Source organism: Pseudomonas sp. zfem005 (assembly GCF_032621735.1).
Classification (GTDB): Bacteria; Pseudomonadota; Gammaproteobacteria; order Pseudomonadales; family Pseudomonadaceae; genus Metapseudomonas; species Metapseudomonas solani.
Genome location: NZ_JAVYJE010000012.1, coordinates 81,449 through 108,093, shown reverse-complemented (window position 1 = coordinate 108,093; position 26,645 = coordinate 81,449). Strand labels below are relative to the sequence as shown.

Genomic DNA, 26,645 nt, shown 5'->3' with positions numbered 1-26,645 from the left:
GGATCAATGGGCGCAGGGCCCCGCCGGCGAGGCCGTCGGGGAACTGATCCAGGTCAATTTAAAGGGGGGGTGCAGCGGAGGGATTCAGCGTTTTTTCGGCTTGCGGGGCTTTTTCGATTTGCCCAGGGGCATGGCCTGCTCGAAGGCGTTGCGCACCTCGTTCAGGCGTTTCTCGTGCAGGTCATGGATGCGTTTGTCACGCTCGGCGCCGAAGTCGACCAGTTTCTCGTCATTGCTCATGAACGGATCCAGCGGAAGGTGAGATTCAGGCGAGGATCGCAGGGCGTGCGCGTCTTCGCCACCTGGTGTTGCCAATGATGCTGCGTCGGGCCGCTCATGACCAGCAGCACCCCGTGCCCGAGCTGCAACGAATGCCCGATGCGCCCACTCCCCTTGCGACGCAGATCGAAACGCCGGGTTCCACCGAGGTTCAACGAGGCGATGAGCGGATCGCGCCCGAGCTCTGCCTCGTCGTCGCTGTGCCAGCCCATGGAATCCTGGCCGTCGCGGTAATAGTTGAGCAGCGCGCCGTTGAGCGGCTGGCCGACCGCCTCCTGCACACGGGCACGAATCTCGGCCAGCAGCGGCGTCCAGGGCAGCGGGCGGTGCACCAGGCCGGAGTAGCGGTAGCTGGCCTCGGCGTCGCCGTACCAGGCCAGCAGCCTGGGCACCGGGTAGTCACGGCCGTGCAGATGGACACTGGGTTGTTCCCAGGGGGTTTCGGCGACCAGGCGGGCGAACCAGTCGTCGGCTTCTTCGACAGATAGCCAATGGGGTTCGAAACGCAGTTGGGCGTCGGGCAGGTCGAGGGGGATGTCGTCGAACAGGTCCACGGGGACAACCGGAAAGGGGCTGGTTGGGAATCATGCGCGCCTCAGACTTCGACATCCACCCACAGCCCCTGGCGCGGGAGCTGCTCGATCACCTCTTCGTCGGCCTGTTTCACATCGCCCTCGGCCAGCTCCTCGGCCGTGTAGCCCCGGCGCTGGCGGCGGCGCTGCTCCTCGCGGAGCATCTCTTCGGCCTCCTGCGGGTGGCGCCGGTCCAGGCCGATGGCGCTTTCCTCGGAGCCTTCCTTCGCCGGCGTGACAGGCGGGATGTCAGGACGCGGCTTGATCACGTCCTGCTGGGATGTCACGGGAACCAGGCTATGGGGTATCGGCGGCAACATGGTTTCGGCCCTCCTCTGATCAGACTGTCGGCAGGGCGTATCACTACTTTAACGCCGCTCGCTACACTGCAACAGACATATGGAGCGCAAGTCCCGTCGCTCTTGGCACCGCGTTCCGTTAAACTTGCCGGCTTTTTTGCATGGTGGGAGAGACGCATGGCGCAGCAGTACCAACCGGGGCAACGCTGGATCAGTGACAGCGAAGCGGAACTGGGGCTCGGGACCATCCTGGCATCGGATGGACGCCTGCTCACAGTGCTCTACCCGGCCACGGGCGAAACCCGCCAGTACGCCCTGCGCAATGCGCCCCTGACCCGCGTCCGCTTCGCCCCGGGTGACGAGATCACCCACTTCGACGGCTGGAAGCTCACCGTCCAGGAAGTCGACGACATCGACGGCCTGCTGATCTACCACGGCCTCACCGCGCAGCACGAAGAACGGACCCTGCCGGAGACCCAGCTCTCCAACTTCATCCAGTTCCGCCTCGCCAGCGATCGCCTGTTCGCCGGCCAGATCGACCCGATGAACTGGTTCGGCCTGCGCTACCACACCCTGGAGCACCAGAGCCGCCTGCTGCAATCCCCGCTCTGGGGCCTCGGCGGCGCCCGCGCGCAACCCATCGCCCACCAGCTGCACATCGCCCGTGAAGTGGCCGATCGCATCGCCCCGCGCGTCCTGCTGGCCGACGAAGTGGGCCTCGGCAAGACCATCGAAGCGGGCCTGGTGATCCACCGCCAGCTGCTGTCCGGCCGCGCCAACCGCGTGCTGATCCTGGTACCAGAGAACCTCCAGCACCAGTGGCTGGTGGAGATGCGCCGCCGCTTCAACCTGCAGGTCGCGCTGTTCGACGGCGAGCGCTTCCTCGAGAGCGATGCCAGCAACCCCTTCGAGGACGCGCAGCTGGCGCTGGTCTCCCTGGAATGGCTGAAGGACAGCGAGAAGGCCCAGGACGCCGCCTTCGCCGCCGGCTGGGACCTGCTGGTGGTCGACGAAGCCCACCACCTGGTCTGGCACCCGGAGCAGGCCAGCGACGAATACCGCCTGGTCGAGCAACTGGCCGAGGTCATCCCCGGCGTGCTGCTGCTCACCGCCACCCCGGAGCAGCTGGGCCAGGACAGCCACTTCGCCCGCCTGCGCCTGCTCGATCCGGCGCGCTTCCACGACCTGGAAGCCTTCCGCGCCGAAAGCGCCAACTACAAGCCCATCGCCGAGGCCGTGCAGGAGCTGCTGGACCAGGGCCGCCTGTCACCCGGTGCGCACGCCACCATCTCCGGCTTCCTTGGCGCCGAAGGCGAAGCCCTGCTGGCCGCCGTCTCCGATGGCGACAGCGAGGCCGCCGCCCGCCTGGTGCGCGAGCTGCTGGACCGCCACGGCACCGGCCGCCTGCTGTTCCGCAACACCCGCGCCGCCGTGCAGGGCTTCCCCGAGCGCAACCTGCACCCCTACCCGCTGCCGAGCCCCGTGGAATACATGGAGCTGCCGGTGGGTGAACACCCCGACCTGTATCCGGAAGTCAGCTTCCAGGCGCAGCAGGAAAGCGGTGACGAGGCCGAGCGCTGGTGGCGCTTCGACCCGCGCGTCGAATGGCTGATCGACACCCTGAAGATGCTCAAGAAGTTCAAGGTGCTGGTGATCTGTGCCCACGCCGAGACCGCCCTGGACCTGGAAGACGCCCTGCGCGTGCGTTCCGGCATCCCCGCCACCGTGTTCCACGAAGGCATGAGCATCCTCGAGCGCGACCGCGCCGCCGCCTACTTCGCCGACGAGGAATTCGGCGCCCAGGTGCTGATCTGTTCCGAGATCGGCAGCGAAGGCCGCAACTTCCAGTTCGCCCATCACCTGGTGCTGTTCGACCTGCCGGCCCACCCGGACCTGCTGGAACAACGCATCGGCCGCCTCGACCGCATCGGCCAGAAGCACACCATCCAGCTGCACGTGCCCTACCTGGAAACCAGCCCGCAGGAGCGCCTGTTCCAGTGGTACAACCAGGCACTCAACGCCTTCCTCGCCACCTGCCCCACCGGCAACGCCCTGCAGCACCAGTTCGGCCCGCGCCTGCTGCCGCTGCTGGACGGCGGTGACGACGGCGAGTGGCAGGCCCTGGTGGACGAGGCCGAAGCCGAGCGCAAGCGCCTGGAAGGCGAGCTGCATGCGGGCCGCGACCGCCTGCTGGAGCTCAACTCCGGCGGTGCCGGCGAAGGCCAGGCGCTGGTGGAGGAGATCCACGAGCAGGACGACCAGTTCGCCCTGCCCATCTATATGGAAGCCCTGTTCGACGCCTTCGGCATCGACAGCGAGGACCACTCCGAGAACGCCCTGGTGCTCAAGCCGGGCGAGAAGATGCTCGACGCCGGCTTCCCCCTGGGCGACGACGAAGGCGTGACCATCACCTACGACCGCAACCAGGCGCTGTCCCGCGAGGACATGCAGTTCCTCACCTGGGAACACCCCATGGTGCAGGGCGGCATGGACCTGGTGCTCTCCGGCTCCATGGGCAACACCTCGGTGGCGCTGATCAAGAACAAGGCGCTCAAGCCCGGCACCGTGCTGCTCGAGCTGCTCTACGTCAGCGAAGTGGTGGCGCCGCGTGCATTGCAGCTGGGCCGCTACCTGCCGCCGGCGGCGCTGCGCTGCCTGCTCGACGCCAACGGCAACGACCTGGCCAGCAAGGTGGCGTTCGACACCCTCAACGACCAGCTGGAAAGCGTGCCACGCGGCAGCGCCAACAAGTTCGTCCAGGCCCAGCGCGACGTGCTCTCGGCACAGATCCACGCCGCCGAAGCGAAGATCCGCCCGCGTCACGAAGCCCGTGTGGCCGATGCCGTGAAGCGCCTGAGCGCCGAGCTGGACGAGGAACTGGCGCGCATGACCGCCCTCAAGGCCGTCAACCCGAGCGTTCGCGACAGCGAGATCGAAGCCCTGCGCAAGCAGCGTGACGACGGCCTGGCGCTGATGGAAAAAGCCGCCCTGCGCCTGGAGGCGATCCGCGTGCTGGTGGCGGGTTGATCTGCTTGTGCAATGAATGAAAAAGCGCGCCTCGGCGCGCTTTTTCTTTATCTGCTGTAGCCCGGGGGAAGGCCCGTGCGATGGGTTTCGCTTCGCTCTACGCCATCCTACGAAAGCTGCCGCCACATAGGATGTGCAGGCCTCAGGCCGGCACCGCGTTGACGCTGCCCGTTTCCATCCCCGCACGCATGCTGCGGGCATCACGGCCGAAGCAGCGGGCGGCCTGGAACAGCGCCAGCATGGTCAGACCCAGGGCCACGGGGATCAGGTACATGGCGTCGTGCAGGCCGATGGCCTTGAACTGCTCGGTCATTTCGCTGGCACCGGCGGCGTACATCGCGGCGTGGGCGAAGTGGTCGGACAGCAGGCCTACAACCACCGGGCCAAGGCCACCGCCGAGCAGGTAGAGGCCGGCGAAGAACAGCGCCATGGCGGTGGCCCGCAGGCGCGGTTCGATCACGTCCTGGATGGCGGTGTAGACGCAGGTATAGAAGGTGTAGGCGAACAGCCAGCCGATGCTGAACACGACCACGAACAGGCCGATCTCGATGCGCCCGGAGAACAGCGCGAAACCGGTGGCGAGGGTGGCGACCAGCATGCTGCCGGTGGCCAGCAGCAGACGGCCGCGCTCGGATTTCTCGTGGGCCTTGTCCGCCAGCCAGCCGCCGACGGTCAGGCCGATCAGCCCGGTGACGCCGCAGATAATCCCGGTGGCCACGGCCGCGCTCTGCAGCGGCAGCAGGAAGTAGCGTTGCAGCATCGGCACCATGAAGGAGTTGCAGGCGTAGGTGGCGAAGTTGAAGGTGAGGCCCGCCAGGGTCAGCCACCAGAAGGTGCGGATGGCCAGGACCCGGCGCAAGGGTTTATCCACAGGCGAGAGGTCGACCTTGACCGACTCCGCCGCGCCACGGGCCGGTTCCTTGATGAAGAACATGAACAGCGCCAGGATCAGCCCCGGGATGGCGGCGATGACGAAGGGCGCGCGCCAGCTGCCGAAGGCCTGGACCATGGCGCCGATGGTGAAGAAGGCCAATACCAGGCCCAGCGGCAGGCCGAGCATGAAGATGCCCATGGCGCGGGCGCGCTTGTTGGCCGGGAACAGGTCGCCGATCAGCGAGTTGGCGGCCGGCGCGTAGCTGGCCTCGCCAATGCCGACGCCCATGCGGATCAGCAGGAAGCTCCAGAAATTCCAGGCCAGGGCGTTGACCGCCGTGAGGCCGCTCCACACCGCCAGGCCCCAGCCCATGATCTTCTTGCGCGAGCCGGTGTCGGCCATGCGCCCCAGGGGCAGGCCGGCGATGGCATAGACGAGGGTGAAGGCCGTGCCGATCAGGCCGAGCTGGAAGTCGCTGAGGCTCCACTCATGGCGCACCGGCTCGATGATGATGGCCGGAATGGTGCGGTCGAAGAAATTGAACAGATTCGCAAGGAACAGCAGGAACAGAACGCGCCAGGCGTTCGCCGCCTGGGGGGAAGGCTGCAAAGGCTGCATGGGGTCGGTCTCGATTGTTGTTATTTGCCGGGCAAACCGCCTGCCGGGCTTGTAAGCCGCAATCTAGACCTTGCGCACCGTTCCTGTCTGCGAACATTCGCCAGCTTTATGTAGGACAATCCAACACTTCCGCCGAATCGTCCTGCTCACAGGCTCCCGCCCCGAACGGAGCGGTGAGCCGGCCCGCAGCCCCGGAGCCCCTTCAGCGGGCCTTGAACGCGGGCAGCCAGCCGAGCGACTCCCCGGTCGGCTTGCCCGGCCGGTATTCGGCGGCCAGCCAGCCGGCGTAGCCGCTCGCGTCCAGTGCATCGAGCAAGGGCGGGAAATCCGTCGCCCCCGAGCCCGGTTCGCCACGGCCGGGACTGTCGGCGAACTGCACATGGCCGATGCGCCCGGCCAGCAGCCGGATGCCGGCGGCCACGTCCAGCCCCTGGCGGGCCATGTGGTAGAGGTCGAACTGGGCGGCGAAGTTGGGCCGGTCGACGGCGCGCACCAGCTCATCCAGGTGCTCCGGCGTGTTGATCAGGAAGCCCGGCATGTCGATGGGGTTGATGGCCTCGGCCAGCACCTGGATACCCAGGGGGTGCAGGGTGTCGGCGGCCTTACGCAGGTTGGTCACCAGGGTCGCCAGCGCGGTGTCGCGGTCCAGCCCCTCGGCCAGGCGGCCGGGCAGCACGTTGACGAACAGCGGGTTGACCACCGCCGCGTAGGCGTAGACCTGGCGCAGGGCAGCATCGAATTCGTCCTGGCGCGACGGCACCGCCGCCAGGCCCGGGCCGCCCTGCAGCAGGTCGGCGGCGGGCAGGTTGATCAGCAGCAGCGGCAGGCCGGCCTGCTCCAGCGCAGCCTTCAGCTCGCCGGCCGGCAGTTCGTAGGGGAACTGGATTTCCACGGCCTCGAAGCCCGCCTGCGCGGCGGCGCCGATGCGCTCGATCAGCGGCAGTTCGGTGAACAGCATGGACAGGTTGGCGGCGATCTTCATGCCTGCTCCTCGCGATACATCTCGACCAGGGTCGCCGGGTCACGCGCCAGGTTGCCCTGGCTGCCGTGCAGGCGCATCAATTGCGCGGCCAGGCCGCTCATGGGCGTGGCGCTGCCCTCCTCGCGGGACAACCGGGTGGCGGTATCCAGGTCCTTGAGCAGGGTGCGTACGTGCCACTTGATCGGCTCGAAGCGGCTCTCGGCCATCTGCGGGGCGAGGATCTGCAGCGGCTTGGAGTCGGCGAAGCCACCGGCCAGCGCCGGGGCCAGCAGGCTGGCATCGACACCGGACTTCTCCGCCAGAGCCACCACTTCGGCGATGACCAGGGCATTGCAGGCGACGATCATCTGGTTGCACACCTTGGTCACCTGGCCGGCGCCCACATCGCCCATGCGCGTCAGGCGCTGGCCGAGGTGGGCGAGGACCGGGCGTACCCGCTCGACATCCTCCACCCGGCCGCCGGCCATGATCGCCAGGGTGCCGGCTTCGGCACCGGGGGTGCCACCGGAGACCGGCGCATCCACCCAGCGCATGCCGCTGCGGCGCTCCAACTCGGCGGCCATCTCGCGGGTGGCGGCGGGCTCCAGGCTGGAGAAATCCACCAGCAACTGACCGGGCTTCGCGCGTTCGACGATGCCGCCAGGGCCGAAGACCACCTCGCGCACCACCGCCGTATCGGCCAGGCAGAGCATGACGATATCGGCGCTGCCGCAAAGTGCAGCGGGGCTGTCGACACGGCGGGCGCCGAGGATTTCGAGTGGGGCGCATTTGTCGGGGCTGCGGTTCCACACCGACAGCGGGTAGCCGGCAGCGAGCAGGCGGCGGGTCATGGGCAGGCCCATCAGGCCGATGCCGGCGAAGGCGATGCTGGGGAGGGTCATGGAGGGCTCCGGAAAAACGGGGAGCCCAATCTAAACCCAACGGTCAACGCGTGCACGCACCGGAAAAGGTAAAGGGGTGCCGCCCACCACTCGCCACGCACCACAAAGAGGCAACGGGTAACACTGCGCGCCATATAAGGGCATAAGAAACCCCCAAGGCCCGTCCTTGAGCGGGTGCTCGAACGCTGGCAGTGCGCCCGATCAGGCGCCGGAATGCGGGACATGCCCCCGAATATCCCATCGGGCGCGGCGGGTCAGGGGATTAGAAAGGCGGGATCGAGCAGGGAGGCATTCCCGAACGGAGTCGTCCGCGCGGGAATGCCAGGGGGATCAGTGCCGGGTCGGCGCCTCGTCGCGCTCCTGGACCAGCACCCAGGGCGCCACCACCACGGCCCACAGCTTCGGGTTTCGTGCCAGCAGGTCCTCGGCACGGCTCTCCTCGACCTTGGCTAGGCTGCCGGCGCCCAGCAGCTGGGCCACCTTGGGCTTGTCGTCCTCGGCCACCGCCAGGGCGACGCCGACCAGATCCTCCGCGCCCTCGACCCAGAGCAGCGCGCCCCGTGCGAAGAAGGGCTGCAGCTCCTCCCAGGTGATGGCGGCGGTCTCGCCGAGCAGCTTGGCATAGAGGGTGCTTGATGAATCGTTCATGGCTTGCTCTGAGTGGAAAGGTAACGGTTGCAGGGCGGGCAATGATAACGCCGGCCATCTTGTTCACAAGTCCAGCCTGACGCCTCCCGCTCACTCCAGGGCACGCCGTTTTTCTATACGTTTGTTGCGATTTAGCGACATAGGAACATTCCGCCCCCATGTGTCGGCTTTTCAAGCCGCAAATCGGCACTCTACACTGTACCGGTACAGTTGCCGCGGGATATGGCGGGGTGGTTCAAAGGACCCTGTCCTGTAGGCAATCAGGACAAAAACAACGAAAAACATAAGAGTGGAGCACTATGAACAAGGCTACCAAGCAGATTTCCAAACTGTTCGCCGCTATGGCCCTCGCCGGTGTTGCCAGCTACTCCGTAGCCGCCGACACCATCAAGATCGCCCTGGCCGGCCCGGTGACCGGTGCTGTTGCCCAGTACGGTGAGATGCAATTCATCGGCGCCAAAATGGCGATCGAGCAGATCAACAAGGCTGGCGGCGTGAACGGCGCTCAACTGGAAGGCGTGGTCTACGACGACGCCTGCGACCCGAAACAAGCGGTCGCCGTAGCCAACAAGATCGTCAACGACGGCGTCAAATACGTTGTTGGCCACCTCTGCTCCAGCTCCACTCAGCCCGCGTCCGACATCTACGAAGACGAAGGCATCCTGATGATCACCGCGGCGTCCACCAGCCCGGAAATCACCTCCCGTGGCTACCAGCTGGTGTTCCGCACCATCGGCCTGGACAGCCTGCAGGGCCCGACCGCCGGCAACTTCATCGCTGACCACATCAAGCCGAAGACCGTCGCCGTCATCCACGACAAGCAGCAGTACGGCGAAGGCATCGCCACTGCCGTGAAGCAGACCCTGGAAGCCAAAGGCGGCAAGGTCGCCCTGTTCGAAGGCATCAACGCCGGCGACAAGGACTTCTCCGCCCTGATCGCCAAGCTGAAGCAAGCCAACGTCGACTTCGTCTACTACGGCGGCTACCACCCGGAACTGGGCCTGCTGCTGCGCCAGTCGGCTGAAAAAGGCCTGAAAGCCCGCTTCATGGGTCCGGAAGGCGTAGGCAACAAGGAAATCTCGGCCATCGCCGGCCCGGCCTCCGAAGGCCTGCTGGTCACCCTGCCGAAATCCTTCGACCAGGATCCGAAGAACCAGGCCCTGGTAGATGCCTTCAAAGCCAAGAACGAAGACCCCACCGGCCCGTTCGTATTCCCGGCCTACGCCGCCGTGCAAGTGATTGCCGAAGGCATCAAGAAAGCCGGCGAAGACGACACCGCCAAAGTGGCCGCAGCCCTGCGCGCCAACAGCTTCGCCACCCCCACCGGCAACCTCTCCTTCGATGAGAAGGGCGATCTGAAGGACTTCAGCTTCGTGGTTTACGAATGGCACAAGGACGGCACCAAAACCGAAGCCAAATAAGCTTCCCGCCTTAAGCCCAGAGCCCACTGCACCCGCAGTGGGCTTTGTTTATCCGAGTTTTACGGGCTCCGCTGCGCCACAAGCGCCGCTTTACGTGATGCCCGAGGAGTTGGGGAATGCCTGATCTCTATCACTACCTGCAACAGCTGGTTAACGGCCTGACCGTTGGCAGCACCTATGCCTTGATCGCCATCGGCTACACCATGGTCTACGGCATCATCGGCATGATCAACTTCGCCCATGGCGAGGTTTACATGATTGGCTCGTACGTGGCCTTCATCGTAATCGCCGGACTCACCATGTTCGGCATCGACAGCCTGCCCATCGTCATGATCGCGGCCTTCTCCGCCAGCATCATCGTCGCCAGCGCCTACGGTTACAGCATCGAACGGGTGGCCTATCGCCCGCTGCGCGGCAGCAACCGGCTGATTCCGCTGATCTCCGCGATCGGCATGTCGATATTCCTGCAGAACGAGGTGTTACTCGCGCAGGATTCCAAGGACAAAGCCATCCCCAACCTGATTCCGGGGAACTTCGTGTTCGGTGAAAGCACCATGAACGGGGTGACCATCTCGTACATGCAGGTGCTGATCTTCGTCGTCACCTTCCTGGTGATGATGGGCCTGACCATGTTCATCTCCCGCTCGCGCCTCGGCCGTGCCTGCCGCGCCTGCGCGGAAGACATCCGCATGGCCAACCTGCTGGGGATCAACACCAACAACATCATCGCCCTCACCTTCGTCATCGGCGCCACCCTGGCCGCCGTCGCCGCGGTGCTGCTGGGCATGCAGTACGGCGTGATCAACCCGCACCTGGGCTTCCTCGCCGGCATCAAGGCCTTCACCGCTGCGGTACTCGGCGGCATCGGCAGCATCCCGGGCGCCATGCTCGGCGGCCTGGTCCTCGGCGTGGCCGAAGCCTTCGGCGCCGACATCTTCGGTGACCAGTACAAGGACGTGGTGGCCTTCAGCCTGCTGGTCCTGGTGTTGCTGTTCCGACCCACCGGCATCCTCGGTCGTCCGGAGGTCGAAAAAGTATGATCACCCAGAAATCCCTCAAGACCGCGTTCTTCAGCGCGCTGCTGGTGCTGGCCGTCGCCTACCCGGTGATGGGCCTGAAGCTCAGCACCGTGGGCATCAGCCTGCAGGTGCAGGGCGCCAGCCCCGCCGTGCTCTGGACCATCGCCGGTTGCGCCATCGCCATGTTCTTCTGGCAGTTGTTCCGCACCCGCCTGACGAGTGCCCTGGAAAACGCGCCGAAGCTGCCGAAGCTCTCCAGCAAGACCAGCAACTTCCTCACCCTGCCCTCCACCCAGCGCTGGATCATCCTCGGCCTGGTGGTGGTCGCCCTCGCCTGGCCGTTCTTCGGCTCCCGCGGCGCGGTGGACATCGCCACCCTGATCCTGATCTACGTGATGCTCGGCCTCGGCCTGAACATCGTGGTCGGCCTCGCCGGCCTGCTGGACCTGGGCTACGTGGGCTTCTACGCCGTGGGCGCCTACAGCTACGCGCTGCTGTCGCACTACTACGGCCTGGGCTTCTGGGTATGCCTGCCGATCGCCGGCCTGATGGCGGCCTTCTTCGGCTTCATCCTCGGCTTCCCGGTGCTGCGCCTGCGCGGTGACTACCTGGCCATCGTGACCCTTGGCTTCGGCGAGATCATCCGCATTCTCCTGCGCAACCTCACCGAGATCACCGGCGGCCCCAACGGCATCAGCAACATCGAGAAGCCGAGCCTGTTCGGCCTCTCCTTCGAGCGCCGCGCGGCCGAAGGCATGCAGACCTTCCACGAGTACTTCGGCATTGCCTACAACTCGGTGAACAAGGTGGTGTTCCTCTACCTGATCGCCCTGCTGTTGGTGCTGCTGACCCTGTTCGTGATCAACCGCCTCCTGCGCATGCCCATCGGCCGTGCCTGGGAAGCGCTGCGTGAAGACGAGATCGCCTGCCGCGCACTGGGCATGAACCCCACCATCATCAAGCTCTCCGCATTCACCCTGGGCGCCTGCTTCGCCGGTTTCGCCGGCAGCTTCTTCGCCGCGCGCCAAGGCCTGGTGACCCCGGAGTCCTTCACCTTCATCGAGTCGGCGATCATCCTCGCCATCGTCGTGCTGGGTGGCATGGGGTCGCAGCTGGGGATCATCCTCGCCGCGATCGTGATGATCCTGCTGCCGGAACTCGCCCGTGAATTCAACGAGTACCGCATGCTGATGTTCGGCGCCCTGATGGTGCTGATGATGATCTGGCGTCCGCAGGGCCTGCTGCCCATGCAACGTCCCCACCTGGAGCTGAAGTGATGAGCCGCCCGATCCTGGAAGTAAGCGGCCTTTCCATGCGTTTCGGCGGCCTCCTGGCCGTCAACGGCGTGGCACTGTCCGTCCAAGAAAAACAGGTGGTCTCGATGATCGGCCCGAACGGCGCCGGCAAGACCACCGTATTCAACTGCCTGACCGGCTTCTACCAGCCCACCGGCGGCAGCATCCGCCTCGACGGTGAGCAGATCGAAGGCCTGCCGGGCCACAAGATCGCCCGCAAGGGCGTGGTGCGTACCTTCCAGAACGTCCGCCTGTTCAAGGAAATGACCGCTGTCGAGAACCTGCTGGTCGCCCAGCATCGTCACCTCAACACCAATTTCCTGGCCGGCCTGTTCAAGACCCCGGGCTTCCGCAAGAGCGAGCGCGAGGCCATGGACTACGCCGCGCACTGGCTCGAGCAGGTCAACCTGACCGACGTCGCCAACCGCCCGGCGGGTACCCTCGCCTACGGCCAGCAGCGTCGCCTGGAAATCGCCCGCTGCATGATGACGCGCCCGCGCATCCTCATGCTCGACGAGCCGGCCGCCGGCCTCAACCCGCGCGAGACCGAGGACCTCAAGGCCCTGATCGCCCTGCTGCGCAACGAGTACAACGTCACCGTGCTGCTGATCGAGCACGACATGCACCTGGTGATGAGCATTTCCGACCATATCTACGTGATCAACCAGGGCACCCCCCTGGCCGACGGTACGCCGGAGCAGATCCGCAGCAACCCGGATGTGATCAAAGCCTATCTGGGGGAGGCCTGAGCCATGCTGAGTTTCGACAAGGTTTCCACCTTCTACGGCAAGGTCCAGGCGCTGCACGACGTCAGCATGGAAGTGAGCAAGGGCGAGATCGTCACCCTGATCGGCGCCAACGGTGCCGGCAAGTCGACCCTGCTGATGACCCTCTGCGGCTCGCCGCGCGCCGCCAGCGGCAGCATCCGCTACCTGGGCGAGGAACTGGTCGGCCAGGAATCCAGCGACATCATGCGCAAGAGCATCGCGGTGGTGCCGGAAGGCCGTCGCGTGTTCGCCCGCCTGACCGTCGAGGAGAACCTGGCCATGGGCGGTTTCTTCACGCCCAAGGGTGATTACGACGAGCAGATGGACAAGATCCTCGGCCTCTTCCCGCGCCTCAAGGAACGCTTCGAGCAGCGCGCCGGCACCATGTCCGGTGGCGAACAGCAGATGCTCGCCATCGGCCGCGCGCTGATGAGCAAGCCGCAACTGCTGCTGCTCGACGAACCCTCCCTGGGCCTGGCGCCGATCATCATCCAGCAGATCTTCGACATCATCGAACAGCTGCGCCGTGATGGCGTGACCGTGTTCCTCGTCGAGCAGAACGCCAACCAGGCGCTCAAACTCGCCGACCGCGGCTACGTGCTGGAGAACGGTCGCATCGTCATGCAAGGCACTGGCGAAGCGCTGCTCACCGACCCCAAGGTGCGCGACGCCTACCTGGGCGGCTGATCCCCGCTGCGGTACGACAACGGCCCCTTTCGGGGCCGTTTTCATTGGTGCCGGAAACAAAGGCCGGGAGCCGCACCGTAGGTTGGCGCCGAGCGCAGCGAGGCCCGACATCACGCTGCCCAGCCCCGCTGCGCTGGGTTTCTCAGACGTAGGATGGGTCGGGCGGCGTTCCGCGAGCGCAGCGAAACCCATGCTGAGCAGGAGCCCTCTACAGCCCCAACCTGTCCAGCGCCTGGCGGCTACGCTCGAACCAGTCCAGCAGGTAGTCCATCAGCACCTGGGTGCGGCGTGGCAGGCCGCCCTGATAGGGGTGCACGAGGAACACCGGCGACTGCCGGGTCTGGTAGCCACGCAACAGCCACTGCAGGCGGCCGTCGGCCAGCTCGTCATGGAGCATGTAGGACGGCAACCGGGCGATGCCGGCACCGGACAGCGCCGCCTTCTTCAGCAGGCTGTAGTGGTTGCTCGCTAGGTTGCCGGCCACGCTGACCCGCTCCAGCTGGTGCTGGCGGTGGTAGAGCCACTCCTCGTAGCCGGCGTAATGGGTGTTGAGCAGGCACTGGTGCCCGGCCAGGTCCGCCGGTGCCTGGGGCTCGCCATGGCGGGCCAGGTACGCGGGCGCGGCGCAGGTGATCTCCTCCAGGGAGAACAGCGGCCGCGCCACCAGGCGCTCGTCCAGGTGCGGGCCGGAGCGCACCCCCAGGTCGTAGCCCTCGGTGACCAGGTCGCGGTAACTGTTGCTCAGGTCCAGCTCCACCCGCACCTCGGGGTAGCGGCGGGTGAATTCCAGCAGCAGGGCATCGAAGAAGGTCTCCCCCAGGGACACCGGCACCGTGATGCGCACCCGCCCACTGATGTCTTCCTGCAGGCGCTGCACCGCCTGGCGCGCCCGGGTGGCCTGGGCCAGCAGCGCCTGGGCCTCGGGCAGCAGCGCGGCGCCGGCGGCGGTCAGGTCCAGCCGTCGCGTGGTGCGGTGCAGCAGGGTGGCGCCGAGGCCCTGCTCCAGCTGGCGCATGCGCTTGGACAACTGCCCCTTGCTGCAGCCCAGGCGCTCGGCGGCGCGGGTGAAGCTGCCCGCCTCCAACAGCACGGCGAAGGCCGCCAGGTCATCCATCTCGCTCATGGGAGCCCCTCACTGTTTCCATATGAGAACCACAGGTTTCCGATTGCCTGGATTATCGACAACAAAAGCGACTCTACACTGGCTTCAGTCATCCACACACGCAGGAATCGAACCCATGAAGATCATCCTCATCGGCGCCAGCGGCACCATCGGCCAGGCCATCGACAACGAGCTCAAGGAACGCCACGAGATCATCCGCGTCGGCCACAGCAGCGGCGACGTTCAGGTGGACATCCGCGACGCCGCGTCGATCCGCCGCCTGTTCGAGCAGACCGGCCGCTTCGACGCGCTGATCAGCGCCACCGGCAAGGTGCACTTCGGCGCGCTGGCGGAAATGGGCGAGGCGCAGTTCGCCGTGGGCCTGGCGGACAAGCTGATGGGCCAGGTGAACCTGGTGCTGATCGGCCGCGAGTTCGCCAACGACGGCGCCTCCTTCACCCTCACCTCGGGTGTGCTCAGCGACGACCCGATCCGCGCCGGCTCCTCGGCGAGCATGGTCAACGGTGCCCTCGACAGCTTCGTGAAAAGCGCCGCCATCGAGCTGCCCCGCGGCCTGCGCATCAACAGCGTCAGCCCCACGGTGATCGAAGAGGCCCTGCCCTCCTACGGCCCCTTCTTCCGTGGCTACAAGGCCGTGCCGGCCGCCGTCGCCGCCCTGGCCTATGCGAAGAGCGCCGAGGGCGCGCAGACCGGCCAGGTGTACCGCGTCTGGTAAGGCTCAGGCCTCGCCGGCGTAACACACCGGCGAGCTGGACGGGCCTTCGCGGTCCAGTTCCTCCTCGAGGAACTCGGCCAGCACCCGGGCGTTGTTGGCCTGCTCCTCGCGGGCGGCGAACAGCAGCGTGAGGGTGCCCTGCCGGGCCATCTGCAGCAGCCCCTGCCAATGCTCGGGGTGGGCGGCCAGCTCACCGCGATAGCGCAGGCGGAACTCCTCGAACAGCGCCGGATCGTGGCAGAAGTCCCGGCGCAGCTCGGCCGAAGGCGCCACCTCGCGCAACCAGGCGTCGAGCCCCAGCGCCTCCTTGCGGCAGCCCCGGGGCCACAGCCGGTCCACCAGCACCCGCTGGCCGTCGTCGTCCCGCTTCTCCTCGTACACCCGCCTGCACTGGATCATCCTGCTTCCCCGCCCTTGAGATCACCGAGGCGCCCCGGTAACGTGGCCGCTCCCTTCAGGAGGCCCACCGATGCGCGTTGTCCGTCCACTGCTTTTCAGTCTGCTCCCCCTCTTCGCCGGCTGCCAGATGTTCGCCACCGAAGACGCACCCGCGCCCCTGGCGCCGCGCACCCAGGGTGAGCTGAGCGCCGACGCCGGCCACCTGCTGTTCCGCCCCTGCTCCGAGCAGCGCCGCTTCGTGGTCGCCGACAGCGGCGCCACCGGCATCCTCCAGGAAGCCGCCACCCTGCTGGACGATGGCCCCGGCCCGCTGTTCGTCGACCTGCGCGGCAACCTCGGCGCCAGCAAGGGCGCCGACGGCCAGATGGACGTCACCCAGCTCTACCGCCTGCAGCGCGAAGGCCATGGCTGCGAAGACCTCAACTTCAAGCGCCTGCTGCTGCGCGCCAGCGGCCACGAGCCGGAGTGGAACATCAACGTCAACGCCAAGGGTCTGGTGCTGGAGCAGCTCGGCCAGGAGCCCGTCGCCCTGCCCTACATGGAAGAACAGCTGCCCGACGGCCGCTTCAACCTCACCAGCGAAGCCAACGGCAAGCGCGTGGAGCTCTGGGTCGCCCCGCAGCGCTGCGTCGACGCCATGAGCGGCTCGGTGCAGCACCTGACCGCCGAACTGCGCCTGGACGGCAAGCCCCTGCGTGGCTGCGCCTACTTCGGCGGCTCGCGCAACGAGTGAGCCCCTGCCCGGCCGACCCCGGCCGGGCCGCTTTCCCGCTGCACACTCGGCCGCCATAACCGGGCGGTCGGGGCGCGCCACCGGCGGCGACCTCCTAAGCTTGTCCATGGACAAGCATAAGGAGAACGACATGCTGCGCATCGCATTGAACGGATATGGCCGCATCGGCCGCGCCCTGGTCCGCGCCCTCTTCGAACGGGGCCTCGACGCCCGCGTACGGATCGAGGCGATCAACGACCTCGGCGACGCCACCACCCTCGCCCACCTGACCCGCTTCGACTCCACCTTCGGCCGCTTCGCCTGCCCCGTGAAGCTCAACGGCGACTGCATGGACATCGGCCTGCAATCCATCCGCCTGCTCGCCCAGAGCGACCCGGTACACCTGCCCTGGAGCGAGCTGGGCGTGGACCTGGTGGTGGAATGCTCCGGCCGCATGAAGAGCCGCGAACAGGTGGAACGCCACCTCGCCGCCGGCGCCCCCCGGGTGCTGCTCTCCCACCCGCTGGACAGCGCCGACCTGACCCTGGTCTACGGCGTCAACCATGGGCTGCTGGGCGAGCAGCGCATCGTTTCCAATGCCTCCTGCACCACCAACTGCCTGGCGCCCCTGGCCCAGGTGCTGCACCAGGCATTCGGCATCCGCAGCGGCCTGGTGACCACGGTGCACGCCTACACCAACGACCAAAACCTGCTGGACAAGACCCACGACGATCTCTACCGCGCCCGCGCCGCCGCCCTGTCGATGATCCCCACCGCCACCGGGGCGGCGCGGGCCATCGGCCTGGTCATCCCCGAGCTGGCCGGGCGCCTGGACGGCATGGCGGTGCGGGTGCCGACGCCCAACGTATCACTGGTGGACATGAGCTTCATCGCCGAGCGCCCGGCCACCCGCGAGGCGGTCAACGCCGCCCTGCGCGAAGGGGCCGCGCGCATGCCTGCGGGGGTGATGGAGTGCAACGAAGAGGCCTTGGTGTCCGTGGACTTCAACGGCCACTCGGTGTCCTGCGTGGCGGACCTCGCCCACACCCGCGTGCAGGGCGAGCTGGTCAAGGTGCTGGCTTGGTACGACAACGAATGGGCCTTCGCCAACCGCATGCTGGATGTGATGCTGGCCTGGCTGGAGCGCTGAGCCTCAGTCCAGCCGCAGGTGACAGAGCGTCGTGCGCCGCGAACCGGTGGCACGGCGCTGCGGGTCATCGAAGGTGCGCAGCTCGCGGAAGCCCGCCTTGCGCATCATGCCTGCCGAGCCCGCGTTCTCTTCGTGACGCTCGATATAGACATCCTCCACGCCCTGCTCCGCCAGGCGCTCGACCACCGCCTGCAGCATGCACGAGCCCAGGCCGCGCCCGGCCAGCTCGCGGTGCACCACCGCCTCGCAGACATAGGCGCGGGGCGAGTCATCGCGTCCAGCCTCCTGGTGCTCGGCGAAGCCGGTGCTGAAGTAGAAGGTGATGAAACCGGCCAGCACGCCCCGCTCCTCGGCCAGCAACGCCTGCACGCGGCCATCGGCGATCCCCGCCAGGTGCTCGCGCACTTCGTCTTCCGGGAGGAAATTCCAGGGGTTGGGGCCGTGCTCGAAGATGAAGGCGGCCATCGCCTCGATATCCCCAGCCCGCCCGGTGCGCAGCTGCACGCCGTCATCCAGGCTCACAGGCCCGCCACCTGGATCGAATCGGGCAACGCCGCGCCTTGCTCCGCGCAGGCGGCGATGGCCGCCACCAGGGGCTCCAGGGTGTAGCCCTGGGACTGCAGCCAGGCGTCGTCGTAATAGGTGGTGGCGTAGCGCTCGCCGCCATCGCAGAGGATCGCCACCACCGAGCCCTTCTCCCCCGCCGCGACCATGCGCAGGCCCACCAGCAATGCGCCCACCAGGTTGGTGCCGCTGGAACCGCCCACACGCCGGCCCAGGCGCTGGGCCAGGTAGTGCATGGCGGCCAGGGACAGGGCATCGGGCACCTTGGCCATGGCATCGATCACCTGGGGCAGGAAAGAGGCCTCCACCCGGGGACGGCCAATGCCCTCGATGCGCGACCCCTGCTCCAGGGTCAGGCTGCGGTCGCCACTGCGGTAGCTGTCGAAGAACACCGAGCGTTCGGCGTCGGCGCAGAACACCCGGGTGCAGTGCTGGCGATAGCGCACGTAACGGCCCAGGGTCGCCAGGGTGCCGCCGGTGCCGGGGCTGGAAACCAGCCAGGCCGGCTCGGGGAAATGCTCGTGGCGCATCTGCTGGAAGATCGACTCGGCGATGTTGTTGTTGGCCCGCCAGTCGGTGGCGCGCTCGGCGTAGGTGAACTGGTCCATGAAGTGCCCACCGCTCTCGCGAGCCAGGCGCTCGGACTCGGCGTAGATCTGCGTCGGGTCGTTCACCAGGTGGCTCTTGCCGCCGTAGAAGGCGATCTGGGCGATCTTCTCCGGCGAGGTGGTGGCGGGCATCACGGCGATGAAAGGCAGCCCCAGCAGGCGGGCGAAATAGGCTTCGGAGATCGCCGTCGAGCCGCTGGACGCCTCGATCACCGGCGCGCCCGCCCTGAGCCAGCCGTTGCACAGGGCATAGAGGAACAGCGAGCGCGCCAGCCGGTGCTTGAGGCTACCGGTGGGGTGGCTCGACTCGTCCTTGAAGTACAGCTCGATGCCCGGCAGGCCGGGAAGCGGCAGGGGGATCAGGTGGGTGTCGGCACTGCGCTGGAAGTCCGCCTCGATGATGCGGATGGCTTCCTGGGTCCAGGTGCGGGGGTCGTTCATATCAACCTCTTCTCAATCCAGGATGCCGGCGGGGGCCGGCGGAGCGTTGCGCCATTGGCTCAGGGCCACCCCGGCGAACACCAGGGTGGCGGCGCCCAGCTGCATGGGGCTGAGGCGCTCATCCAGCAGGAGCATGGCGAAGATCAGGGTGAACATCGGAATCAGGTTGATGAACCCCGACGCCTGGCTGGCCGGCAGGCGGCCCACCCCGAAGTTGTACAGGCCATAGGCGCCGACGGTGACGACCACGCCCAGGTAGACCATGGCGCCGATGGCCAGCGCGCTGGGCGCTTCAGGCAGGGGCGCCGAGAGCGCCGCCACCGGCAGGAAGAACAGCGCACCGATGAAGGCCTGCATCGCCGTCAGCAGGAACACCGAATAGCGCGCTGACAGGTGCTTGAGCAGCAGGGTGTAGCCGGTGGCGCAGACCATGGCGAGGAATTCGTAGAAGTTGCCCAGCAGGGGCGCCGAGGCGTGGAGGTCCGCCTCGCTGGCCAGGCTCAGCCACACCGCGCCGGCCACCGCCAGGAGGAAGCCCGCCAGGGTGGTGCGGGTGATGCGTTCACGGAGGAAGACGTAGGCGCCGACGGCCACCAGCAGGGGCAGCAGCGCGGTGATCATGCCCGCCTGGGCGGCGCTGGTGTGCTGCAGGGCCAGGGCTTCGAAGATGAAGTACAGGCAGGGTTCGCAGGCGGCCAGGCCGAGGAAGTATTTCCAGTCACCGGGCCGCGGGTCGCAATCACCGCGCCAGCGCCAGGCGAGCAGGAAGATCAGGCTGCCCAGGGCCATGCGCGCGAAGATCACCCACATGGGCGCGACTTCGCGGAAGGCGAGCTTGAGGGCGATGAAGGAACTGCCCCACAGGGCCATGGCCAGCACCAGGCAGGCGACCGCCAACCAACGACCTTGCTGCGCCATTTACTGCCTCCGGGAAAAACCCAAGTCTAGGCGCCAGGACGGCGCCGCGACAGGCACAGCGGGGCGATGAAACTGTTACTGCTCCCAGGGTTTGCCGCGGGTCTTGCGGGTCAGCGGCAGCTGCTGCAGCACCGCCGCCTTGGCCAGCATGTAGGCGCTGACCGGGGCGCTGATGAAGAGGAACAGGCTGATCAGCAGCTCATGCACGCTGAGCCCTTCGCGGGTGGCCGAGAAGTAGATCAGCGAGGCCACCACCAGGCTGCCGACACCCAGGGTGGTGGCCTTGGTCGGCCCGTGCAGGCGCATGAAGAAGTCCGGCAGGCGGAACAGGCCGATGGCGCCGATCAGCACGAAGACAGCGCCGAGCAGGAGGAACAGCGAGATGAGGATCTCGACCCACAGGGCCAGGGGCTCGGCGTTCATTCGATGATGTCTCCTCGGAGCATGTACTTGGCCACCGCCACGGTGCCGACGAAGCCGAGCACGGCGATCAGCAGCGCCACTTCGAAGTAGAGGTTGGTGCCCTGCCAGATGCCCAGCAGCATGAGCAGGGCGATGGCGTTGACGTAGAGGGTGTCCAGGGCCAGTACCCGGTCGGGCAGGCACGGGCCGCGCACCAGGCGTGCCAGGGTCAGCAGCAGGGCGATGACCAGCAGCACGAGGCACAGCGGGATCACGTAGGCGAGCATGGGAAGACCTCCTTCAGGGGCGCCTCGTAGCGCGACTTGATCTCGGCGATCAGCGCGGCGTCGTCCGGTACGTCCAGGGCGTGCACGAGCAGGGTCCGGCGGTCGGCCGAGAGGTCGGCGGAGACCGAGCCCGGGGTCAGCGAAACCACGCACACCAGGATGCTGATGGCCATCTCGTCGTCCAGGTCGATGGGCACCTCGACGAAGGCCGGGCGCAGCCGCTCCAGCGGGCCGAGGGTCTGGCGCGCGACCTGGAAGTTGGCCACCAGGATGTCCCACATCACCAGCAGCACGAAACGCCCCAGACGGGTCGGGTGCCACTCCCGGGGGCGGTCGATCATCAGCGGGTTGCACAGCAGCGGGATGGCCACCCCGAGCAGGCCACCCAGCAGCCAGTGGCCGAAGGCGATGGAGTTCGACAACAGCAGCCATACCAGCAACAGCAGCAGGCTCATGGTCGGATGGGGCAGCAGGCGGCGGATCATGGCGCCACTCCTGGCAGGCTCACCTGGCGATAGAGGCCGACGTCGTGCAGCTGCGCGGCGGTAGCCTGGACGTAGTCCAGCAGCGGCGCGGCGAAGACCACCAGCGCCACGGCGGTGGCCAGCAGGGCCAGGGTCGCCAGCAGGCGGCCACGGTCCAGTTCGGCGCTGCCGAGCCTGTCGTTGCCGATCCGCCAGAACAGCGTGCTGCCGGCACGGCTGAGGGCGATGAGGCCGAGCAGGCTGCCGCCCAGCAGCGCCGACCACAGCATCGCCGCCTGCATGCCCGGCGCCACCGCCTTGAGCAGCAGCACCTTGCCGATGAAACCGGACAGGGGCGGCAGGCCAGCCACGGCGATGGCAGCGAAGAAGAAGGCGCCGCCCAGCAGGTGCGGGTTCATCAGCGCTGGGCCCTGCACCAGCAGGCCGGCCTTGTCGCCGCGCTGGCGGGCGATCAGGTCCGCGAGCAAGAACATCCCGCCGGCCACCCAGGTGCTGTGCAGCAGGTAGAACAGCGCGGCGGCAAGGGACTCGGGGGTCCCCAGGGCCACGGCGGCCAGCAGGGTGCCGGCGGAGAGAAGCACCAGGTAGGCCACCAGCCCCTGCAGGCGGTCGGCGGCCAGGGCACCGATGGCGGCCAGCGCCATGGTGGCCAGGGCCAGGGGCCAGAGCCAGTCGAGGGCGAGATCGGCCAGCTGCCCGGCACCGGCGCCGAACACCAGCAGGTAGACGCGGACGATGGAGTAAACGCCGACCTTGGTCATGATCGCGAACAGCGCCGCCACCGGCGCACTGGCAGCCGAGTAGGCGCGTGGCAGCCAGAAGTGCAGCGGCAGCAGCGCCGCCTTGAGGGCGAACACCACCAGCAGGAGCAGCCCGGCGGCGGCCAGCAGCGGCGCGCTGTCGGCATCGGCCAGGGCCACCTTGTTGGCCAGGTCGCTCATGTTCAGGGTGCCGGTGATGCCATACAGCACGCCGACGGCGATCAGGAAGAACGCCGAGCCCACCAGGTTGAGCACCACGTAGTGCAACCCGGCACGCACCCGCTCCGCACCGCCGCCGTGGAACAGCAGCGCGTAGGAGGCGATCAGCATGACCTCGAAGAACACGAAGAGGTTGAACAGGTCACCCGTCAGGAAGGCGCCGTTGATGCCCAGCAGCTGGAACTGCAGCAACGCATGGAAGCGCAGGCCACGGCGGTCGTCGCCACGAATGGCATAGAGCACCACGGCGCTGCCGAGCACGGCGGTGGCCAGCAGCATCAGCGCGGCGAAGCGGTCCAGCAGCAGGACGATGCCGAACGGCGGCTGCCAGCCCCCCAGGGCATAGACCTGCAGTTGGCCGTCGTCGGCGCGGGCCATCAGCACCAGCGCCAGGGGCACCAGGGCCAGGGTGGCGAGCACCGAGATGCTGCGCTTGAGCCGCTCCAGGGAGGGCAACATCAGCAGCAATGCCCCGGCGAGCATCGGAATCAGGATCGGCAGGATGGACAGGTGACTCATCGCCCCTCCCCGTCCGCGCGGCCATCCACGTGGTCATTGCCCAGCTCGCCCACGCCGCGCAGCGCCAGGGTCACCACGAAGGCGGTCATGGCGAAGCCGATGACGATGGCGGTGAGCACCAGCGCCTGGGGCAGCGGGTCGGCGTACTGGCCGCCGCTGCCGATCACCGCCGCGTCGCCGGCCAGGCGGCCCATGGCGAAGAGGAACAGGTTGACGGCATAGGACAGCAGGGTCAGCCCCAGTACCACGGGGAAGGTGCGCGCCCGCAGCAGCAGGTAGATGCCGCTGGCGGTGAGCAGGCCAAGGGTGACGGCGAACAGGGCCTCCATCAGTGGATCTCCTCGGTGATTGGCGGGTGCAGGCTGAGCTTGCCGAGGCCGGCCAGCATCAGCATCACGGCCCCGACCACGGCCAGGTATACGCCCAGGTCGAAGAACAGCGCGGTGGCCAGCTCGATCTCGCCCACCAGCGGCAGGTGGAAGTGATCGAAGGCCGAGGTCAGGAAGGGGGCGCCGAACACCAGGCTGCCCAGCCCGGTGAGACCGGCGATCATCACCCCGGCACCGGCCAGGCGCTGGTAGCGCAGCGGCCGGCGCTGCTCGACCCAGGCCGAACCGGTGGCGATGTACTGCAGGATCAGCGCGGAGGCGGTGATCAGCCCGGCGATGAAGCCACCGCCAGGCAGGTTGTGCCCACGCAGGAAAATGAAGGCGGACACCAGCAGCGCCAGAGGCAGCAGCAGGCGCGACAGGGTCTCGAGGATCAGCGGCCGGCTGGAGCGCGCCCAGTTGCGGCCCTGGGGATCGCAGGTGGGGTTGGTCAGGCGCAGGCCGGACAGCAACGCATGCACGCCCACTGCGGCGATGGCCAGTACGGTGATCTCGCCCAGGGTGTCGAAGCCGCGGAAGTCCACCAGTATCACGTTCACCGCGTTGTGGCCGCCGCCACCACTCACCGCGTTCTCCAGGAAGAAATCGGCGATGGTCTGGTAGGGCCGAGTCAGCACCCCGTAGGTCAGCAGCCCCACCACACCGCCGCCGCCTAGAGCCAGCAGCAGGTCGCGGGTACGCCGGCCCAGGGTGCTTTCGTTAGGCGTGCGCGAAGGCAGGTAATACATGGCCAGCATCAGCAGGACCATGGTCACCACTTCCACCGAGAGCTGGGTCAGCGCCAGGTCGGGGGCGGAGAAGCGAGCGAAGGCCAGGGCCACCAGCAGGCCGCCGACGCCGAGGACCAGCAGGGCCACCAGGCGCTGGCGATGGAACACGGCGGTGAGCACGCCCGCCACCGACAGCACCAGCATGCCCACGGCGCTGGCGCCGTCGATCGGCATTGGCGGGCGCGAGCCGGTCAGCTGCGCCAGGGGCCAGAGCGACACGGCCACCACCACCACTGCCGCGAGCAGCAGCAGAGCCAGGTAGCGCTGTTGCGAGCCGTTCTCCAGGCTGGCGGTCAGGCGGGTGGCGCCCCGCACCAGGCGCTGCATAACCCCCTCGAACACCAGCTTGGCATCGGCATCCGGCAAGCCGGCGTACCAGCGGAACAGCGGCTTGCGCCCGATATAGAGGAGCACACCGCCGACCAGGGCGATGCAGCTCATCGCCAGCGGCAGGTTGAAGCCGTGCCAGATCGCCAGGCTGTACTCGGGCAGCTCGCCACCCAGGCTGGCGCTGGCGGCCACCGCCAGCAGCGGCGCCACGGTGAAGTTGGGCGCCATGCCCACCAGCACGCAGAGCGCCACGAGGATTTCCACCGGCACCTTCATGTAGCGCGGCGGCTCGTGGGGCGGGAACTTCGGCAACGGCTTGGGCTCGCCATTGAAGAACACGTCATGCACGAAGCGCAGTGAATAGGCCACCGAGAACACGCCCGCCAGGGTCGCCCCCAGCGGCAGCAGCCAGTGCAGCCCGCCTGCCATGTTCTGGCTAAGGGCCTCGCCGAAGAACATCTCCTTGCTGAGGAAACCGTTGAGCAGCGGCACCCCAGCCATCGCCAGGGACGCCACCATCGCCAGCACTGCGGTGTGCGGCAGGTAGCGCCACATGCCGTTGATCAGGCGCATGTCGCGGCTGCCGGTCTCGTGGTCGATGATCCCCGCCGCCATGAACAGCGAGGCTTTGAAAGTGGCGTGGTTGATGATGTGGAACACCGCCGCGACGTTGGACATCGGCGAGTCGAGGCCGAACAGCAGGGTGATCAGGCCCAGGTGGCTGATGGTCGAGTAGGCCAGCAGGCCCTTGAGGTCATGCTGGAAGAGCGCCATCGTCGCGCCCAGCAGCAGGGTCGACAGCCCGCTCAGGCTCACCAGGTAGAACCACCAGTCGGTGCCGGCCAGGGCCGGGTAGAGGCGCGCCAGGAGGAAGACCCCGGCCTTGACCATGGTCGCCGAGTGCAGGTAGGCGGATACCGGCGTCGGCGCCGCCATCGCGTGGGGCAGCCAGAAATGGAAGGGGAACTGCGCGGACTTGGTCAGCGCGCCCAGCAGCACCAGGCACAGCAGCACCGGATAGAGCGAGTGGGCACGGATGATGTCACCCGCCGCCAGCACGTCGGTCAGCTCGAAGCTGCCGGCCACATGCCCCAGCAGGAGGATGCCCGCCAGCAGCGCCAGGCCGCCGGCACCGGTCACCGTCAGCGCCATGCGCGCGCCCTTGCGGGCATCCGAACGATGGCCCCAGAAGCCGATCAGCAGGAAGGACGAGAGGCTGGTGGCCTCCCAGAACACCAGCATCAGCAGCAGGTTCTCGGAGAGCACCACGCCGAGCATGGCGCCCATGAACAGTTGCAGGAAGGCGAAGAAGCGGCCGATGGGTTCGCGCTCGGACAGGTAGTAGCGGGCGTAGAGGATGACCAGCAGGCCGATGCCGAGGATCAGCAACGCGAAGAGAAAACCCAGGCCATCCAGGCGCAGGCTGAAGTTCAGGCCCAGCCCCGGCAACCAGGGCAGCATCAGCTTCAGGGTTTCCCCACCCAGCACGGCGGGGGCCTGCATCAGCAGCAGGATCAGCCCGGCCAGCGGCGCGAAGGCAGCCGCCAGCGACGCCTGGTTACGTCCCAGGCGTTCGGCGAGCAAAGGCAACAGAGCGCCCAGAAAAGGCAGCGCGACAATCAGCGCCAGAAACATCGATGACCCTCCCATACTAGGCCCCGTCCAGCGCTGAAGTCCGGCAAGGCGAAAACTCGACGATTATCCATAACTATCGATTGCCGGACATGCATTGAATTATTTCAAAAAACTAGCAAAACCCGTCTCCCTGAAACGACGACGGCTACCCCATGAGGGGCAGCCGCGTTGGGAAGGCAGCGATGCAGACGGGAGACGAAACGGGGGCCGACTCGCTCCTGCAGGCGAACCGGGATCAGTGGGAAACGCGGCTGGTACCGTTGACGGTCATGATGCGAACGCGCTCGCCTACACGGAAAATCTCGTTTTCCTGCACTTCCTGCACATAGGCGCGCATGGAGCCGTCGTCTTCGCGAACGGTGATCTCGACGCCCTGGGTACGGGTCAGGCCTTCTTCGGTCGCAGCGCCCAGCAGGCCACCGGCAACCGCACCGATCACAGCCGCTACCACACTGCCACGCCCGCCACCGATGGCGCTGCCGCCGACACCGCCGACGACCGCACCGGCGCCTGCGCCGATCGGGGTCTTGGTGCCTTCGATCTTCACCGGACGCAGCGATTCGATGGTGCCCATGCGCACGGTCTGCACCTGGCGTGCTTCGTCGCGCGAATAGGTGTCTCCGGTCAGGCTCGACTGACAGCCGCCCAGAAGCATCGCTACCGCAGAGAACGAAGCGACTAGCAGAACGGATTTACGCATAGCATTTCCTCCAGATTGGATGCTCGTCCATTAGACTCCGCAGCGGCGGAAACTGTCACCCGGCGCCTGAACAAACTGCCGACCCGTTCAGTTTCCATACAGACTCACCACTCGGACAACGCCAAGGCGCCCGGGTGCCGCCAGAGCAA

General features: G+C 67.2%; 28 protein-coding genes. 9 read left to right on the top strand and 19 right to left on the bottom strand.

The genetic code is table 11. From position 1 onward, the window contains the following. Window positions 1-84 precede the first annotated feature (84 nt). The 3 genes from RTW82_RS25400 to RTW82_RS25390 are packed head-to-tail and all read right to left on the bottom strand — an operon-like array spanning window position 85 to window position 1,171. Entirely contained in the window at window positions 85-240 is a 156-nt protein-coding gene (locus RTW82_RS25400) for a hypothetical protein (protein WP_236232836.1), read from the bottom strand. After that, a complete protein-coding gene (locus tag RTW82_RS25395) occupies window positions 237-833 on the bottom strand; it encodes an alpha-ketoglutarate-dependent dioxygenase AlkB (RefSeq protein WP_316926828.1) in 597 nt (198 codons plus the stop codon). The genes RTW82_RS25400 and RTW82_RS25395 overlap by 4 nt, the downstream gene beginning before the upstream one ends. A gap of 41 nt (window positions 834-874) precedes the next feature. Continuing rightward, entirely contained in the window at window positions 875-1,171 is a 297-nt protein-coding gene (locus tag RTW82_RS25390; protein ID WP_173176376.1) for an aspartate-semialdehyde dehydrogenase, read from the bottom strand. Between the two features lie 156 nt (window positions 1,172-1,327). Here RTW82_RS25390 and rapA point away from each other — a divergent pair, with 156 nt between their 5' ends. After that, window positions 1,328-4,177, top strand: a complete 2,850-nt coding sequence (rapA, locus tag RTW82_RS25385) for an RNA polymerase-associated protein RapA (RefSeq protein ID WP_316926827.1) — start codon at window positions 1,328-1,330, stop codon at window positions 4,175-4,177. 142 nt (window positions 4,178-4,319) lie between these two features. On the opposite strand, the gene RTW82_RS25380 is transcribed toward rapA, so the two are convergent. The 4 genes from RTW82_RS25380 to RTW82_RS25365 form a co-directional block, all read right to left on the bottom strand. Next, on the bottom strand, window positions 4,320-5,660 hold the full coding sequence (locus RTW82_RS25380) for an MFS transporter (protein ID WP_316926877.1): 1,341 nt from the start codon (window positions 5,658-5,660) through the stop codon (window positions 4,320-4,322). A gap of 211 nt (window positions 5,661-5,871) precedes the next feature. Continuing rightward, entirely contained in the window at window positions 5,872-6,651 is a 780-nt protein-coding gene (locus RTW82_RS25375; RefSeq protein WP_316926826.1) for a hydroxypyruvate isomerase family protein, read from the bottom strand. Then, entirely contained in the window at window positions 6,648-7,532 is an 885-nt protein-coding gene (locus tag RTW82_RS25370) for an NAD(P)-dependent oxidoreductase (RefSeq protein ID WP_316926825.1), read from the bottom strand. The genes RTW82_RS25375 and RTW82_RS25370 overlap by 4 nt, the downstream gene beginning before the upstream one ends. A 330-nt stretch (window positions 7,533-7,862) precedes the next feature. After that, window positions 7,863-8,180 carry a DUF2288 domain-containing protein gene (locus tag RTW82_RS25365; RefSeq protein ID WP_021219242.1) on the bottom strand — a complete coding sequence of 106 codons (318 nt, stop codon included), beginning with the start codon at window positions 8,178-8,180 and terminating at the stop codon, window positions 7,863-7,865. Window positions 8,181-8,479: 299 nt separating this feature from the next. On the opposite strand from RTW82_RS25365, the gene RTW82_RS25360 reads away from it, so the two are divergent. The 5 genes from RTW82_RS25360 to RTW82_RS25340 all read left to right on the top strand — a co-directional run bounded on the left by RTW82_RS25360 (window position 8,480) and on the right by RTW82_RS25340 (window position 13,369). Then, window positions 8,480-9,601: a branched-chain amino acid ABC transporter substrate-binding protein gene (locus RTW82_RS25360; RefSeq protein WP_021219241.1), complete on the top strand. Its 1,122-nt coding sequence runs from the start codon at window positions 8,480-8,482 to the stop codon at window positions 9,599-9,601. Between the two features lie 116 nt (window positions 9,602-9,717). Then, window positions 9,718-10,641 (top strand): high-affinity branched-chain amino acid ABC transporter permease LivH, encoded by a 924-nt coding sequence (gene livH, locus RTW82_RS25355; RefSeq protein WP_021219240.1) that lies wholly within the window; start codon window positions 9,718-9,720, stop codon window positions 10,639-10,641. After that, window positions 10,638-11,897 (top strand): high-affinity branched-chain amino acid ABC transporter permease LivM, encoded by a 1,260-nt coding sequence (locus RTW82_RS25350; protein ID WP_021219239.1) that lies wholly within the window; start codon window positions 10,638-10,640, stop codon window positions 11,895-11,897. Before livH ends, RTW82_RS25350 begins: the two co-directional genes overlap by 4 nt. Continuing rightward, complete coding sequence (gene livG / locus RTW82_RS25345) at window positions 11,897-12,664, top strand: high-affinity branched-chain amino acid ABC transporter ATP-binding protein LivG (RefSeq protein ID WP_021219238.1); 768 nt, start codon at window positions 11,897-11,899, stop codon at window positions 12,662-12,664. Before RTW82_RS25350 ends, livG begins: the two co-directional genes overlap by 1 nt. 3 nt (window positions 12,665-12,667) lie before the next feature. Continuing rightward, window positions 12,668-13,369, top strand: a complete 702-nt coding sequence (locus RTW82_RS25340) for an ABC transporter ATP-binding protein (RefSeq protein ID WP_021219237.1) — start codon at window positions 12,668-12,670, stop codon at window positions 13,367-13,369. A 208-nt stretch (window positions 13,370-13,577) separates the two neighbouring features. Here the strand turns inward: RTW82_RS25340 and RTW82_RS25335 are convergent, their stop codons facing one another. Further along, window positions 13,578-14,492, bottom strand: coding sequence for a LysR family transcriptional regulator (locus tag RTW82_RS25335; protein WP_316926824.1), 915 nt, complete (start codon window positions 14,490-14,492; stop codon window positions 13,578-13,580). 115 nt (window positions 14,493-14,607) lie between these two features. On the opposite strand from RTW82_RS25335, the gene RTW82_RS25330 reads away from it, so the two are divergent. Continuing rightward, window positions 14,608-15,207, top strand: a complete 600-nt coding sequence (locus tag RTW82_RS25330) for a short chain dehydrogenase (RefSeq protein ID WP_263401068.1) — start codon at window positions 14,608-14,610, stop codon at window positions 15,205-15,207. A gap of 3 nt (window positions 15,208-15,210) precedes the next feature. On the opposite strand, the gene RTW82_RS25325 is transcribed toward RTW82_RS25330, so the two are convergent. Then, the gene (locus RTW82_RS25325; RefSeq protein WP_031287611.1) at window positions 15,211-15,606 is read right to left on the bottom strand and encodes a DUF488 domain-containing protein; all 396 of its coding nucleotides are present in this window, start codon (window positions 15,604-15,606) and stop codon (window positions 15,211-15,213) included. A gap of 70 nt (window positions 15,607-15,676) precedes the next feature. Here RTW82_RS25325 and RTW82_RS25320 point away from each other — a divergent pair, with 70 nt between their 5' ends. Beyond that, complete coding sequence (locus RTW82_RS25320; protein ID WP_316926823.1) at window positions 15,677-16,339, top strand: hypothetical protein; 663 nt, start codon at window positions 15,677-15,679, stop codon at window positions 16,337-16,339. Between the two features lie 130 nt (window positions 16,340-16,469). Further along, a complete protein-coding gene (gap, locus tag RTW82_RS25315; protein ID WP_316926822.1) occupies window positions 16,470-17,468 on the top strand; it encodes a type I glyceraldehyde-3-phosphate dehydrogenase in 999 nt (332 codons plus the stop codon). Between the two features lie 3 nt (window positions 17,469-17,471). On the opposite strand, the gene RTW82_RS25310 is transcribed toward gap, so the two are convergent. The 10 genes from RTW82_RS25310 to RTW82_RS25265 form a co-directional block, all read right to left on the bottom strand. Beyond that, window positions 17,472-17,933 carry a GNAT family N-acetyltransferase gene (locus tag RTW82_RS25310; protein ID WP_316926876.1) on the bottom strand — a complete coding sequence of 154 codons (462 nt, stop codon included), beginning with the start codon at window positions 17,931-17,933 and terminating at the stop codon, window positions 17,472-17,474. 53 nt (window positions 17,934-17,986) lie between these two features. Then, a complete protein-coding gene (locus RTW82_RS25305; protein ID WP_316926821.1) occupies window positions 17,987-19,081 on the bottom strand; it encodes a PLP-dependent cysteine synthase family protein in 1,095 nt (364 codons plus the stop codon). A 12-nt stretch (window positions 19,082-19,093) separates the two neighbouring features. After that, complete coding sequence (locus RTW82_RS25300) at window positions 19,094-19,999, bottom strand: DMT family transporter (RefSeq protein ID WP_316926820.1); 906 nt, start codon at window positions 19,997-19,999, stop codon at window positions 19,094-19,096. A gap of 75 nt (window positions 20,000-20,074) precedes the next feature. Beyond that, window positions 20,075-20,422, bottom strand: a complete 348-nt coding sequence (locus tag RTW82_RS25295) for a Na+/H+ antiporter subunit G (RefSeq protein ID WP_316926819.1) — start codon at window positions 20,420-20,422, stop codon at window positions 20,075-20,077. Next, window positions 20,419-20,688 carry a K+/H+ antiporter subunit F gene (locus tag RTW82_RS25290; RefSeq protein ID WP_021219227.1) on the bottom strand — a complete coding sequence of 90 codons (270 nt, stop codon included), beginning with the start codon at window positions 20,686-20,688 and terminating at the stop codon, window positions 20,419-20,421. Before RTW82_RS25290 ends, RTW82_RS25295 begins: the two co-directional genes overlap by 4 nt. Further along, on the bottom strand, window positions 20,673-21,173 hold the full coding sequence (locus RTW82_RS25285) for a Na+/H+ antiporter subunit E (protein WP_021219226.1): 501 nt from the start codon (window positions 21,171-21,173) through the stop codon (window positions 20,673-20,675). Before RTW82_RS25285 ends, RTW82_RS25290 begins: the two co-directional genes overlap by 16 nt. Beyond that, window positions 21,170-22,672, bottom strand: a complete 1,503-nt coding sequence (locus RTW82_RS25280) for a monovalent cation/H+ antiporter subunit D (protein ID WP_316926818.1) — start codon at window positions 22,670-22,672, stop codon at window positions 21,170-21,172. The genes RTW82_RS25285 and RTW82_RS25280 overlap by 4 nt, the downstream gene beginning before the upstream one ends. Continuing rightward, window positions 22,669-23,001, bottom strand: a complete 333-nt coding sequence (locus RTW82_RS25275) for a Na+/H+ antiporter subunit C (protein WP_021219224.1) — start codon at window positions 22,999-23,001, stop codon at window positions 22,669-22,671. The genes RTW82_RS25280 and RTW82_RS25275 overlap by 4 nt, the downstream gene beginning before the upstream one ends. Further along, window positions 23,001-25,796 carry a monovalent cation/H+ antiporter subunit A gene (locus RTW82_RS25270; protein ID WP_316926817.1) on the bottom strand — a complete coding sequence of 932 codons (2,796 nt, stop codon included), beginning with the start codon at window positions 25,794-25,796 and terminating at the stop codon, window positions 23,001-23,003. Before RTW82_RS25270 ends, RTW82_RS25275 begins: the two co-directional genes overlap by 1 nt. A 235-nt stretch (window positions 25,797-26,031) precedes the next feature. After that, window positions 26,032-26,496, bottom strand: coding sequence for a glycine zipper 2TM domain-containing protein (locus RTW82_RS25265; RefSeq protein ID WP_031287607.1), 465 nt, complete (start codon window positions 26,494-26,496; stop codon window positions 26,032-26,034). Window positions 26,497-26,645 lie beyond the last annotated feature (149 nt).